The sequence below is a fragment of the Methylobacterium sp. SD274 genome (genome assembly GCF_017355285.1).
In the GTDB taxonomy this organism is placed as follows: Bacteria; Pseudomonadota; Alphaproteobacteria; order Rhizobiales; family Beijerinckiaceae; genus Methylobacterium.
Genome location: NZ_JADIJP010000022.1, coordinates 23527 through 37759 on the forward strand (window position 1 = coordinate 23527; position 14233 = coordinate 37759).

The 14233-nt window shown below is 67.9% G+C and carries 10 protein-coding genes; 4 read left to right on the top strand and 6 right to left on the bottom strand.

Annotated features, from left to right (window positions below):
• Positions 1-14: 14 nt before the first annotated feature.
• The 3 genes from IPV08_RS17705 to IPV08_RS17715 form a co-directional block, all read right to left on the bottom strand.
• On the bottom strand, positions 15-2480 hold the full coding sequence (locus IPV08_RS17705) for a branched-chain amino acid ABC transporter ATP-binding protein/permease (protein WP_207412834.1): 2466 nt from the start codon (positions 2478-2480) through the stop codon (positions 15-17).
• A gap of 4 nt (positions 2481-2484) precedes the next feature.
• Positions 2485-3354 carry a branched-chain amino acid ABC transporter permease gene (locus IPV08_RS17710; RefSeq protein ID WP_207412835.1) on the bottom strand — a complete coding sequence of 290 codons (870 nt, stop codon included), beginning with the start codon at positions 3352-3354 and terminating at the stop codon, positions 2485-2487.
• Positions 3355-3545: 191 nt separating this feature from the next.
• A complete protein-coding gene (locus tag IPV08_RS17715; RefSeq protein WP_207412836.1) occupies positions 3546-4733 on the bottom strand; it encodes an ABC transporter substrate-binding protein in 1188 nt (395 codons plus the stop codon).
• A 187-nt stretch (positions 4734-4920) separates the two neighbouring features.
• Between IPV08_RS17715 and IPV08_RS17720 the strand changes: the two genes are divergently transcribed.
• On the top strand, positions 4921-5340 hold the full coding sequence (locus tag IPV08_RS17720) for a nuclear transport factor 2 family protein (protein WP_207412837.1): 420 nt from the start codon (positions 4921-4923) through the stop codon (positions 5338-5340).
• A 10-nt stretch (positions 5341-5350) separates the two neighbouring features.
• Here IPV08_RS17720 and IPV08_RS17725 read toward each other — a convergent pair whose 3' ends face one another.
• From IPV08_RS17725 to IPV08_RS17735, 3 genes are all read right to left on the bottom strand, one after another.
• The gene (locus IPV08_RS17725) at positions 5351-6982 is read right to left on the bottom strand and encodes a DEAD/DEAH box helicase (protein WP_207412838.1); all 1632 of its coding nucleotides are present in this window, start codon (positions 6980-6982) and stop codon (positions 5351-5353) included.
• Between the two features lie 69 nt (positions 6983-7051).
• Entirely contained in the window at positions 7052-7276 is a 225-nt protein-coding gene (locus IPV08_RS17730; protein ID WP_207412839.1) for a hypothetical protein, read from the bottom strand.
• A 126-nt stretch (positions 7277-7402) separates the two neighbouring features.
• On the bottom strand, positions 7403-8131 hold the full coding sequence (locus tag IPV08_RS17735) for a GntR family transcriptional regulator (RefSeq protein WP_207412840.1): 729 nt from the start codon (positions 8129-8131) through the stop codon (positions 7403-7405).
• Between the two features lie 321 nt (positions 8132-8452).
• Here IPV08_RS17735 and IPV08_RS17740 point away from each other — a divergent pair, with 321 nt between their 5' ends.
• The 3 genes from IPV08_RS17740 to IPV08_RS17750 all read left to right on the top strand — a co-directional run bounded on the left by IPV08_RS17740 (position 8453) and on the right by IPV08_RS17750 (position 14228).
• A complete protein-coding gene (locus IPV08_RS17740) occupies positions 8453-9691 on the top strand; it encodes an amidase (RefSeq protein WP_207412880.1) in 1239 nt (412 codons plus the stop codon).
• Between the two features lie 186 nt (positions 9692-9877).
• Complete coding sequence (locus IPV08_RS17745; RefSeq protein WP_207412841.1) at positions 9878-11071, top strand: efflux RND transporter periplasmic adaptor subunit; 1194 nt, start codon at positions 9878-9880, stop codon at positions 11069-11071.
• A gap of 19 nt (positions 11072-11090) precedes the next feature.
• Complete coding sequence (locus tag IPV08_RS17750; protein WP_207412842.1) at positions 11091-14228, top strand: efflux RND transporter permease subunit; 3138 nt, start codon at positions 11091-11093, stop codon at positions 14226-14228.
• The last annotated feature ends 5 nt before the right edge of the window (positions 14229-14233 follow it).

A 14233-nucleotide genomic window follows, 5' to 3' on the forward strand; every position in this document is an offset into this window, starting at 1 on the left:
ATTCCCTCGAATTGTCAGGCAGCACCGAGATAGGCCGCGGCAAGGGTCTCATCGGCGGAGAGTTCCGCCGCCGAGCCCGAGGCGACGACGCAGCCCTGTTCCAGCACGTAGCCGCGATCCGCCACGGTCAAGGCCAGTGCGGCCATCTGGTCGACGATGAGGATGGTCACGCCCTGGTCGCGCAACTCGGCCACGACGGCGTAGAGGGCGTTGATCATGGACGGGGCGAGCCCGAGCGAGGGTTCGTCGAGGAGGAGGATGCGCGGCTGCGCCATCATCCCGCGAGCGATGGCCAGCATCTGCTGTTCGCCGCCCGAAAGTAGCCCGGCCCGGCTCGTTGCCCGGTCGCGAAGGCGGGGAAACCGGTCGAGCAGGGCCTCGATCTCACTCGGATCGATCGGGGCCTTGCGTCCATGCGCGCCGAGCCGGAGGTTCTCCAACACGGAGAGTTCCGGGAAGACCTGCCTGCCTTCAGGCACGAGGGCGAGGCCGAGGCGGGCAATGGCATGGGCCGGTAGGCCGGCGATGGCACGGTCCTCCAGGATCACCGCGCCCTCTACCGGGCGGAGGAGACCGCTCAACGCACGCATGGCGGTGGATTTTCCCGCCCCGTTCGCGCCGAGGAGCGCGACGGTCTCGCCGGGACGGACATCCAGCGACAGCCGGTCCAGGACCGGTGCGGCGCCGTAACCCGCGGTCAGGTCGAGAGCCGAGAGAACCGCGTCGGCGGGACCTTTCCAAGGGGACGGGCGCGGCCGGGCAGGGGTATCGGCACCACCGAGATAGGCCCGCAGGACGGCGGGATCGGCCCGTACCGCAGGAGCGTCCCCCCGCGCGATGGGCCGTCCGGCATCCATGACGAGGATATGGTCCGAGATGCCCATGACGAGGGGCATGTCATGCTCGACGAGAACCACCACGATACCGCAATCGGCGATGCGGCGCAGGAGACCACCCAAACGGTCGGTATCAGCGCGAGTGAGGCCCGCTGCGGGCTCGTCAAGCAGAAGGACGCGTGGCTGACCGGCCAGGGCCCGCGCGATTTCGACGAGGCGGCGATCCACGTGAGGCAGTTCGGCGGCGGGCCGGTGGAGGGCTCCGGTATAGCCGACGAAGGCGAGGAGGGCGGTAGAGGCGGCGACATCGCTTCTCGCGCCTGCTCGGAACAGACGCCCGGGGGCAATGGCGAGGGCCACGTTGTCGATGACCGACAGTGAACCGAACAGCCGCGTGGTCTGGTAGGTCCGGGCAATGCCGGCGCGGGCGATACGGTGAGCGGGCAGACCGGCGAGATCCCGACCCGCGAGTCGGATCGCCCCGGCACCGGGCCGGTAGAACCCCGAGACCATGTTGAGCACGGTGGTCTTGCCGGCCCCGTTCGGGCCGATGATGCTCGTGACGGCGCCAGGTGCGGCGTTCACCGAGACGCCCTCCGCAGCCTTGATGCCGCCGAAGCTGATGCCGATCCCCTCCACCGAGAGCGCTTCCGGCTGCGTCTGCGCCAAGTAGGACACGACGTCGCCGCCGGTTCCAGACGCAGTCCCGGAAACGCGGCGCGGCAGGAGCCGGGCGAGGCTCCCGACGATGCCGGCCGGCACCAGCCACAGGACCACCAGCGTCGCGAGGCCGAAGAACAGCAGGCGGTACTCTGCGAGCCCGGAGAGGGTCTCTGGCAGGAGAACGGTGACCAGGGCACCGAAGAGCGGCCCCAGCACTGTGCCGGCGCCTCCCACCACCACCGAGAGTACGAACAGGATCGACTGGGTGAACGGGAACGAACTCGGCGCAATGAACAGCATCAACGGCGGCAGCACCGCCCCGGCGAGGCCGGTCAGTGCCGCCGAGATCATGAAGGCCAGGGTCTTCACCCGCACCGGATCGAAGCCGAGGGACGCGGCGGCGACATCCGCGTCCCGCACCGCCCGCATGGCGAGGCCAAGGCGGCTGCGCGCGAGGCGATGGAAGCCGTAGAGGGCGAGGCCGGCGCCGAGGACCGACAGGATCGCGAGTTCGCGCTCCAGGAACGGGAATCCGAACAGGGTCGGGCCGGTGGCGATGACGAGGCCGTTCTGGCCTCCGGTGAGCGCGCCGCCCTCGATCAGCCCATGCTCGACGATGAAGCCGAAGGCGATGGTCACCATGGCGAGATAGGGGCCCTTGACCCGCATGGCGGGGATCGCGAGCACGCCGCCGAGAACCCCGGAGAGCAGGCCGGCGGCGGGGAGCGCCAGCCAGAAGCTCACCCCGGAAAGGGTCAGGATGGCGCTCGCATAGGCGCCGATCGCGTAGAAACCGGCATGGCCGAAGGAGATCAGGCCGGTCAGGCCGAGGAGGACGTTCAGCCCCGTTCCGGCCAGCGTCGTCAACGCCACGAGGGCGATGATGAAATGGCTGTACCCGTCGGTGGCGGCCACGAGGCCGATCCCCGCGACGGTGAGGGCGAGAATGGCGAGGGGCAGGGCGGAGCTTCCGGAGCGCATCGGCTCAGACCTTGTTCACGGCGGCCCGGCCGAGAAGGCCGTCGGGGCGCAAAGCCAGCGCGAGGATGATCACCGAAAACACGACGATCTGGGTGTAGCCGGAACCGAGATAGCCGGTGACCAGGGCTTCCACGACGCCGTAGAGCAGACCGGCCAGGACCACGCCGGTGGCGGAGCCGATCCCGCCGAGAATGGCGACGGCGAAGGCCTTGATGCCGAACAGGGTGCCCATCTCGGCCGAGACCGAGAACAGCGGGGCGATGAGGAGGCCCGCCGCGCCCGCGAGCAGGGCGGAGAGCGCGAAGGCGCAAGCCACCGTCCGACGCACGTCGATGCCCATCAGCCGCGCAGCGTCGGCATTCTGCGCCACGGCCAGCAAGACCCGACCGAGATCGGTCCGCCGGAACACCGTGCGGATGGCGAAGGCGACGGCCAGACCGACCACCGGGATCACGATCTGCAGCGGGTATATTCCGGTGCCGAAGAAATCGACCGGGTTGCGCGCGAGCGGGGAGGGCAGGCTGCGCGGCTCCTTGCCAAAGGTGAACAGAATAACGTTGTCGAGCACCACGCCCCCGGCCACCGTGGCGAGGAGCCAGGCATCCGAGTTCCGCTCGACGAAGGGGCGCACCAGGATGCGCTCGACCACGATGCCGAGAAACGCGCAGCCGGCCAGGGCTGCGGCCACTGCCAACGGCATCGGCCAGCCCAATGTAACGCCGAGCATGTAGCCCAGCACCGCCCCGAGGGTGACGGCGCTTCCTTGCGCGAAATTCACCGTACCGGAGACGGCGTAGGTCACGTGGAAGCCGAGGGCGATGAGCCCATACATGCTCCCGAGACCGAGGCCGCTCACAAGGGAGCCGGTCAACATGGAACTCTCACTTTCACCGTATCATGTAGTCCGTCCCACCCAGCCACCTCATCGCTGAGACGCCGCAGCGAAGCGGAGGCCTCGAAGGAGGCGTCCAGTTCGCACAGTGAGTTCCGGAGACCTCCTTCGAGGCCGCTTCGCGGCGCCACAGGATGAGGTCGCGGGTGGGATGAACGGCGATGGCCGCTTCCTCAGTTCGCCACGGCGACGATCTCGCCGTCCTTGAACCGCGTGAACACGTAATCCTGTGGGCCGAGCGCGTCGTGACGGTCCGGGGCGAAGGGCTTGTCGTAGGTCTTGATCAGGCCGGGATAGGTGGCGATCTTGTAGAAGCCGTCGCGCACGTCCGACCCCTTTGTGGACTTGGCCTCGCCAATCGCGAGGGCCAGGAGATGCGTCGCGTCGTACGCGTTGGCGATCCCCACGGCCGGGGTCACATCGGCCATGGACTTGATCGCCGGATACTTGGCCTTCAGGGCATCGAGCACGGCCATCGCCTTCGGCGAGGTATTGCCGGCGAAGGTGAAGGTCTGAATGAAATGCACCTTGGCGGCGCTCGGGCCGGCAAGCTCATCGAAGCGACCGCCGGCGGGGCCCCAATGCGACACGACGGGTACGCTCCAGCCCATCCGGTCGAGGGATTTCACGATCTGGGCCGAGGGCCCGACATTGCCGACCAGGAACAGAGTGTCGGCGCCGGCCTCTTTCAGCCGCGTCAGCTGGGGCACCATGTCGACATCGGACGCCTCGTATTTCTCGATGCCGGCGGCAGGAAGACCGGCTGTCTTCAAGGCCGCCGTCAGACCCTGCTGGTTCGATTCGCCCCAGGCATTGTTGACGAGGATCATGCCGGGCTTCTTCGCCTGATGGGTCTTGATCGCATAGGCGACGAGGGCCTCGTCCACGAGGGCATCCACCGCCGAGACGCGGAAGGCGTAGTTGTCGGCGGCACCGTTGCGCGTGATGCCGGTGCCCGCCGCCCAGGGGCCGAGGAAAGGCACTTTCATCTGGTTGGCGATGGGCACGATCGCCATCGAGACCGGGGTATCGAGACCGCCGACCAGGGCGACGACGCCGACGCGCTGGATCAGTTCCCGTGCGGCCAGCACGCCCTTCGACGGGTTGGCCTCGTCATCCCGCGCCACGAGCTCCAGAGGCCGCCCTAGAACGCCGCCGGCAGCGTTGACCTCGTCGATGGCGAGACCGATGCCTCGCGAGATCGCCTCGCCGGACTTGGCGGATTGGCCAGACAAAGCGGTTACGAGGCCGATCTTGATTGTCTCCGCCGCCTGCACCGGCGCGACGAACGCGAGACCGACCAACGCGGTCGCCCCGAGGGCGAGGCGACGGGTCAGCGATGATGGGCTGTGCTTGCGCATGGACGGCTCTCCGGAGGAATCGCACCCATCACCGCAACCACCGTGCCATTTGTCAAAGCGTTGATATTTCTTATTTAATTCCAAAAGCGCGGATTGTGATGCCTGCTTTCACGCCAAACTGCATACACTTATTGCATGCACTTCTGGCGAGCGTAGAGCAGTGTGGGGATCGAACGGAGACCAGAGCATGACCCAAGCGACAGAGGCCGAAACCAAAGCCGACACCGATGCGGCCATCGTCACCGCCTATCTGGAAGCCTCCATGGTGCCCGACCCGGAAACCGCCGCGGGCTATATGGCGCCGGGGATCGAGATCGTGTTCACCGGCGCCCGGGTCTTCCGGCACCCCCGCGAGGTGACGGCCTTCAACGCGAGCCGCTATGCCTGGGTGAAGAAGCGCATGGAGCGTCTGGACGTGGTGCCGGGAGAGGGGGTCACCACGGTCTACAGCCTCGGCACCCTTTACGGCGAATGGCCGGATGGAACGCCGTTCGAAGGCAATCGCTATGTCGACCGCTTCACCGTACGTGACGGTCTGATCGTGACGATGGAAGTCTGGAACGACAGTGCCGAACGACTGCTCACGAAGCACGGCGTCTCGGCTTAGGCGAGCGCGCTCAGGCGTCGGCTCCGGCGAGCCGCCGCGTATCGACGAAGGTCCGGCCGTCCGCGAAGCGATAGCTGACGCTCTCCGAGAAGCGGCCGTTGGCTCGGACCAGAAGGGCGGCCGGGCGGGTGAGTTCCTCGGTCCGCGACAGGGCCTCGGCGACGGTCATCGGCACGTCGCGCCCCCCGCCGAGCTGACGCCACCATTGCACCGCCTTCTCGCGGCCATATCCGGCCTGCTCCAAGGCGATCCGCACCCGGTGGCTCGACCCGTCATCGGTCTGGAACTCGACGTCGAGGCTGCCGGATGAAGCATGGCGGCCGAGCCGCCACCGGGAGACGCCGCGCCAGACCGGTACCGCGCGGGACAGGATCGGATGCTCGTCATCGGCCGCGGCCTCATGGCTCGGCCCATCCTCCTCGGTCTCGTCCGGCTCGACCCAGCACGCCTCGCAGGTGCTGGCATTGAGGGCGATGAGCGCGCCGCAGCCGGGGCAGGGCTTGGCCCGGATCTCTCCCTCTCGGCCCTTGATCGCGGCGGCACTGCGCGCGGTGACGATATCTACCGGCCCGTGCATCCGTACCAGGCCGGCATAGTCGAGGATCAGCGCATCGGACTTGCCCGGCGCGGTCCGCAGCGCACGGCCCACCTGCTGGACGTAGAGGCCCGTGCTCTGGGTCGGCCGCAGCAGAGCGATGAGGTCCACGCGCGGGACGTTGAATCCGGTCGAAAGGACGCCGACCGAGGTCAGGCAGCGTAGCCTTCCGGCGGTGAAATCACGCACGATCCGGTCGCGATCGCGCTTGCCGGTCTCGCCCGTCACCATCTCGCAGCTGAAGCCTTCCGCCCGCACCGCATCGCGCACAGCCTCGGCATGGGCCACACCGGCGCAGAAGGCGAGCCAGGCCCGGCGGTCGCGGCCGAAACCGGCCATTTCCTCCACCGCCGCGCGGGTGATCCAATCCTGGTTCACCGCCGCCTCGAGGGCGCTCGGGATGTAGTCGCCGCCGCGCTTGGCCACGCCCGACACGTCGAGCGCCGTGGCGGTGGCCTTGCAGATCAGCGGGGCGAGATAGCCCTGGTGGATCAGGTCGCCGACATTGGCCTCATACACGATGCGTTCGAACAGGCGGCCTTCGCCTTCGTCGAGGCGGCCGCTATCGAGGCGGTACGGAGTCGCGGTGAGGCCGACGACGCTCAGCTCCGGTCGGGCGGCACGCAGGGCCGCGAGGAACCGGCCGTAGCGAGTCTCCGCGTCGCGAGGAATCAGATGGGCTTCATCGACCACCACGACATCGAAGGCACCGATGGCGTCGAAGCGGTTCCAGACCGATTGGATGCCGCAGAACAGGATCTGCGTCGCGGTTTCGCGTCGGTTCAAGCCGGCCGAGTAGATACCGGCCGGCGCAGCCGGCCAGTAGGTCATGAGCTCACGATGATTCTGGGCGATGAGCTCGCGGGTATGGGTGACGATGGCAATCCGCGCGCCGGGACGCTCGGCGAGCACTTCGCGGACCAGGGCCGCGATGACGAAGGCCTTGCCCGCCCCCGTGGGCAGGACGATCAGCCCATCGCCGGTCTCGTTGCGCCACGAGGCATAGAGTGCGTCGAGGCTGGCGCGCTGGTAAGGTCTCAGGTCCATCGCCGGCTCTGTAAGGCCGTTCTCGCCGAACCGGAACACTGCCCGGCGGGATGCGGCCTCGCCGGATGGTCAAGCCTCTTCGCCGACCACCTCATCGCGCATCACCCGCGCGATGCGCTCCACCATTCCCTGCGACAGACGCACGAACTGCCCGGTGCCATGCCCGCGCCCATCGAGTAACTCGGCGAAGAGGGGCTTCGCGGGCTCGCAGACCAGGGCCGCCACCGGCCTCGTATTGCGCCGCTTGGCCCGCAGCCGCTCGGCCAGCGCATCGGGAACGAACGGTTCACGCAAGGCGGGCTTCTCCTGTCAGGGCCGACGGTCCGAGGAGAGGGGCCTAGGCTTTCAGGGTTGCCGAGAGATTAAAGCCGCCGGATTGGCGCATGTCGCAAGCCGGCGCGGAATCGCATTTGCGCCGCTTCAACTAGCCCGGCGTCGCAAAGTACTCTTCTCGGTGACGTAGGGTGCCAGGACCCGGCGGAGGTCACGCTCGCGCGGGGGCTCGGCAACGATATGCGCCCGCACGGCCACGGCATCGAGGTGATGATCCATCAGATGGGTCGCACGATCGACGTCGCCGGCCATGAGCGCCGCCACGATCTCGCGATGCTCGTTGACGGCGCAATCCGAGGAGTGCGGACGGCTGTACAGCGAGAGGGTCAGCGCGCAGCGATAGCCGAGCTCGGCCACGTAGCGGACGAGGACGGGGCTGCCGGTCATTCGCGCCAGCAGGAGGTGAAACTCGGTGGCGAGCCGGATCGATGGGGCTTCCGGTCCGCCACGGACCGCGTCCTCCTCGTCGATATGTGCGAGCAGAATCGCTTCCTGTTCGGCGGTCAGGCGACCCGCCAGACGCTGAACCACGAGGCGCTCCAGGGAGATGCGGACCTCGAACGTGTCGCGTGCCTCTTCCCAGCTCGGCGTCGCCACGATGGCGATCCGGTTGCGGCGGAGTTCCACCAGCCCTTCACCGGCGAGTTGCCCCAGCACCTGCCGCGCGATGGTGCGGCTCACGCCGAAACGGTCGCCAAGGGCATCTTCCGGCAGGCGATCACCGGGCGCCAGCGCGCGCTCGACGATGGCGCGGCGCAGGGATTGGCACATCATTCCCACGCGATCCTTGACCACCTGCGTCTCAATTCCCGCCATCGCCCACTCGCATCCCTCTTCGCAGCGTTTCGGCCACGGGCGTGTCTCCGGCACGCTTGTCATCGTCGCCCACCGGTGACGCAACCGCCATGCATGAGCGAGACCAAAGCTGAGCGGGAATCGAAAACTCTCGCAGAAGCTGCAAGGCCGCAGCACCAGCGCCACCGTGATGTGCTGGACGCTTCCCGACGTTCCTGGCATCACCTCGACTGTTCGTCGAGCGGCCCGAGACACGCTTGTGACACCCGCTCCCGACGGCGCTTCCTGGAACAAGCCGCCGGCTCTCCCTTTCATCGTGCCCCAGCGAGCCACCCGATGACGATGCTCTCGCTCCTGTCCCTCCGCGCCCGTATCGAGGCGGGAACGCTCACCCCCGCACAGGCCATCGTGCGGACCCGGGACGCGATAGCGGAGCACGAACCGTCGGTCCGTGCCTTCGTGGCGGCCGATGCAACCCCGCAGGTATCCGATACGGGCCCGCTCGCCGGCATCGCGGTTGGCTTCAAGGACATCATCGACACCGCGCACCTCCCGACGCAGATGGGATCGTCGATCTATGCCGGTTGGCAGCCGCGCGCCGATGCGCCGATCGTGGCGCGTCTGAAGCGCCTCGGCGCCGTGCCCCTGGCCAAGACCACGACGACCGCCTTCGCCTTCGTCGATCCCACGGAGACAGGAAATCCCCGCGCGCCGGGCCGGACCCCGGGTGGATCGTCCGCTGGTTCGGCAGCGGCGGTGGCCGCCGGGATGCTGCCGCTGGCACTGGGAACACAGACCGGCGGCTCGGTGATCCGGCCAGCGGCCTTTTGCGGCGTGGTGGGCGTGAAACCCTCGTTCCGGCTGCTGCCGACGGTCGGCGTGAAGTGCTTCTCCTGGACCCTGGACACACTCGGCCTGTTCGCCGCGAGCGCAGCCGACGCTGCCCATGCCCTCGCCCTCATCGCCGGCCGGCCGGAGATCGACGGGACGGGGCCGATTCCAAGGATCGGCCTCCTCGTTCCCGAGTATTGCGAGGCCGCCGAACCCGACGCGCTGCAGGCTCTCGACCGGGCGCGGGTGATGGCGGAAGCGGCAGCTGCCGACATCCGCGACTTCGCGTTGCCCGACGAGTTCCGCCATGCCTTCAATGCGCACGCGACGATCCAGGATTTCGAATCGGCGCAAGCCCTCGCCTGGGAATACGAAACCCACCGCGATTCGGTGCCGCCGCTCCTGCGCGGCCATCTCGACACCGCCCGGACCATCGAGGCCGCTACCTACGATGCCGCCCGGCGGGTCGCTCATCATGCGAGGCGCAGCCTGCGGGACATCCTGCGCGATTCCGATCTCGACATCCTGCTGACAGTCTCGGCCCCGGGCCGGGCGCCGGAGGGGTACGCCTCCACCGGGGATTCCCGCTTCAACCGGCTCTGGACGCTGATGGGAGTGCCCTGCGTCACCATCCCCGTGCCGGGGGAGGGGGCCCCGCTCGGCGTGCAGATCATCGCCCGTTTCGGGGACGATGCTCGTGCGCTCTCGGCCGCGAAGTTCCTGGAAAAGGCTTTCGCCAAGCAGTCATGACGGCAGCCCGGTTGCCAGGCTGCCATCGCAAGTCTGCGACTCGGATGATCGAAGCTCAGGCCAGCGCGAAACCTCTATTGATCGTGCGTCATGAAAAGGCCGGCGTCTTAGAGAAGAGACAAGCGCGGCGGCTTCGCTTCGCCTGAGTCATCCAGACTTCTCCGCTGAACGGTGAGCCACGTTTCCATGCGCCTGCTTCAGCTTCTCCCGATCCTCATGCTCTTGGCATTGTCCTCGACGGCTCGGGCGGTTGAGGCGCCGCCGGTGAGCGGCGCAACCGCGCCAGCCCCGGCAGTGACCATCGTGCCGGCTGACCGCCGGGAAATCGTCGAGCAGGCCGTGGTCACCGGCACGCTCGTCCCGCGCGACGAGATCTTGGTGGCGCCTGAGATCGAGGGCTACCGCATCACGGAATTGCTGGTGGAGGAGGGGGCAGAGGTCACGAAGGGCCAGGTCCTGGCCCGGCTCTCGTTGGAGATGATCGCCACGCAGGAGGCGGCCAACGCCGCCGCCGTCGCCAAGGCGCAGGCGGCCATCGTTCAGGCCCGTAGCCAGATCGTCCAATCCGAGGCCGCGCAGATCGAGGCCAACCTCGCTCTGGAACGCGCCCGCTCCCTCATCAAGACCGGGAACGCCACGGCGGCGGTGCTGGAGCAGCGGGTCTCGGCAGCCCAAGGCGGCGAAGGCCGGCTCGCCGCGGCGAAGGGCGGCTTGCAACTCGCCGAGGCCGATCTCTCGGCGGCGCGGGCGCAGAGCAACGAGATCGCGCTCAAGCGCGCGCGCACCGACATCAAGGCACCCGACGGAGGCATCGTCAGCCGCCGCACCGCCCGGATCGGCGCGGCGGCGACGTCCACGGGCGAACCGTTGTTCCGGCTTATCGCGCGCGGCGAGATCGAACTCGAAGGCGAAGTGCCGGAAACCTGGATGCCGCGCATCATGCTCGGCAATGTCGTCCGCCTCGAAGCGGATCAGGGGCGAATCGTGACGGGCAAGGTCCGACGGATCGACCCCGAGATCGACCGGCTGACGCGCCTCGGCAAGATCCGTATCAGCCTCGACCGCGACCCGGCCCTGCGCATCGGCGCCTTCGCGCGCGGCAAGGTCGAGGTGGCGCGGCGCGATTCCGTGGCCGTCCCCCTCTCCGCCGTACTCTACGGGATCGATGGCTCGGCCCTCGTCTACGTGGTGAATGACGGCACGGTGGAAGCCCGCAAGGTCGTCTCCGGCCTCGCGGCGGACGGGTTCATGGAAATCCGCGAGGGGTTGAAATCCGGGGAGGCCGTCGTCGCGAGGGCCAGCAGCTTCCTTCGCCATGGCGACCGGGTCAGACCGGTGCAGCCGAAAGCCGAAGCCGCCGCCTCCGTGACGTCGCGCTGAGAATCGGACCCGTCAGCCCATGCGCCTCAACATCTCAGCCTGGGCGATCCGCAAGCCGATCACCTCGATCGTGCTGTTCCTCGTCCTGATGATCCTCGGGCTCGTCAGCTTCCGCTCGCTGCCGATCACGCAATTCCCGAACATCGACATCCCGATCGTGGCGATCCAGGTCACCCAGGCCGGCGCGGCTCCCTCCGAGCTGCAGACCCAGGTGACGAAGGTGGTGGAGGATGCGGTCGCTGGGGTGAAGGGCGTCAAGCACATCATCTCGACGATCTCGGAGGGCGTCTCGGCCACCACCATCGAGTTCCGCCTCGAAGTGAACGTGGACCGCGCCGTCAACGACGTGAAGGACGCCATCGCCAAGATGCGGGTGACGCTTCCGCGCACCATCGACGAGCCGATCATCAGCCGCGTCGAGATCGCCGGGCTGCCGATCATGGTCTACGGCGCCTCGGCGCCGGCGATGACGCCGGAGGACCTGTCCTGGCTCATCGACGACGTGATCGCACGGCAGGTCCAGGGCGTGAAAGGCGTCGGCGGCGTCGAGCGTCTGGGCGGTGTCGCTCGCGAAATCCGCGTGACGCTCAAACCCGACCGGCTCCTGGCACTCGGCATCACCGCGGCGGACGTGAACCGCCAGCTCCGCCTCACCTCGGCCGACATGGCGGGCGGGCGCGGCGAACTCGGCGGCCAGGAACAGTCGATCCGGACGCTGGCCGGTGCCGCCAGCCTCGATACCCTGGCCCAAACCTCGATCGTCGTGCCGGGCAACCGCAAGGTCCGCCTGGACGAGTTGGCGACGCTGGTGGACGGATCGGAGGAGCCGCGCACCTTCGCGCGCTTCAACGGCGAGCCGGTGGTGGCTTTCGCGATCTCGCGCGCGACGGGCGCCAGCGATGCCGAGGTCGCCAGCGCTGTGGCTCGCAAGATCGCCGATCTCGGCACGAAGAATCCCGGTGTCCGGTTCGACCTGATCGACACCTCCGTCATCAACACGGTGGGCAACTACCATTCGGCGATGCTGAGCCTCATCGAAGGCGCGGCGCTGGCCGTCATCGTCGTGTTCCTGTTCCTGCGGGATTGGCGGGCGACGCTCATCGCCTCCATCGCGCTGCCGCTCTCGGTGCTGCCGACCTTCTGGGTGATGAGCACCCTCGGCTTCTCGCTCAATGCCGTCAGCCTGCTCGCCATCACCCTCGTGACCGGCATTCTGGTGGACGATGCGATCGTGGAGATCGAGAACATCGTCCGCCACATGCGGATGGGGAAATCCGCCTACCGGGCGGCTCTCGAAGCCGCCGACGAGATCGGCCTCGCTGTCATCGCGATCACCGCGACGATCATCGCGATCTTCGCACCCGTCTCCTTCATGAGCGGCATCGCCGGTCAGTATTTCAAACAGTTCGGCCTCACCATCGCGGCGGCCGTGTTCATGTCCCTGCTGGTGGCGCGCCTCATCACGCCGCTGCTCGCCGCCTATTTCCTGCGCGATCACGGACCCGATCACGAGCGCGAGGGGCCTGTGATGCGGGCCTATACCCGCGTGGTCGCCTGGTCCGTCAGGCATAAATACGTCACGCTGGTCGTCGGCCTCGCGTGCTTTGCCGGGTCGATCATGTCCACCGGGCTGCTACCCGCCGGCTTCCTTCCCGCGGAGGATGCGGCACGAACGATCTTCGTCGTGGAATTGCCGCCCGGTGCCCGCCTCGCCGACACCACCCGCGTCACGGACGGCATCGTCGACAAGATCAGGGCGCTGCCTGAAGTCCGCAGCGTGTTCGTGGATGGCGGCCGCCAGTTGCCGGCCAAGAAGGAGGTGCGGCTCGCGAGCTTCACCATCAACCTGACGCCGAAGAACGCCCGCCACCGCACCCAGAAGCAGCTCGACAGCGTCATCGGTGCGATCCTGCGGGAGGAGCCCGACATCCGGTTCTGGTCGCTGCGAGACAGCGGGCAGCGCGATCTCGCGCTCATCATTTCGGGGCCGGACCTGCGCCTCGTCTCGGAGACGGCGGCGCAGTTGCAGCGTGAGGCGACCACCGTGCCCCACCTCGTCAACGTACTTTCCACGGCACCGCTCGACCGTACCGAGATCCGCATCCGCCCCAAAGCTGGCGTCGCCGCCGATCTCGGTGTCTCCACGGATCTCATCGCCGAGACCGTGCGGGTGGGGACGATCGGCGACATCGGTGCCAACCTCGCCAAGTTCAACGCCGTCGACCGACAGGTGCCGATCCGTGTGCAGCTGCCGCTCGCCCTGCGCGGGGACCTGTCCCAGCTGGAGAGCCTGAAAGTCCCGGTGAAGGGGGGCGCCTCCGTTCCGCTCTCCACGGTGGCCGATCTCAGCCTCGGTCGCGGTCCCACGGCGATCGACCGCTACGACCGCTCGATCCGCGTGGCCCTGGAGGCCGACATGGAAGGCTCGGACGCGCTGGGCACCCTGATCGAATCCGTGATGGCGCTGCCGACCGCGCAGAACCTGCCGCCGGGCGTGAGCATCAGCCAGACCGGCGACGCGGAAATCATGGGCGAGGTGTTCGAAGGGTTCGCCCTCGCCATGGGCGCGGGACTGATGATGGTCTTCGGCGTTCTGGTGCTGCTGTTCGGAAACTTCCTTCAGCCGCTCACCATCCTGTTCTCGCTCCCTCTCTCCATCGGGGGAGCGATCCTCGGTCTCCTGATCTTCCACATGCCGATCTCGATGCCGGTGGTCATCGGCATCCTGATGCTCATGGGCGTGGTCACCAAGAACGCGATCATGCTGGTGGATTTCGCCATCGAGGAAATGGCGCGGGGCGTGGATCGCGCCACCGCGATCATCGATGCGGGGCGTAAGCGCGCCCGCCCCATCGTCATGACCACCATCGCCATGGCGGCGGGCATGGTGCCGTCGGCCATGGCGCTCGGCATCGGTGGCGAATTCCGCGCGCCGATGGCCGTCGCGGTCATCGGCGGCCTCATCGTCTCGACCGGCCTGTCGCTGATCTTCGTGCCGGCCATCTTCGTCCTGGTCGACGACCTGTCTCACCTTTTCGTCCGACTCTTCGGCCGTTTTATCGGGCGGAAGGACGAACCCACCGAGGGGGTATTCGCCCTGCCGGCCACACTGGCCAATGACGGAAAGGGCTTTCCGTCACGCTCCGCGGCCGAGTAGGCGCT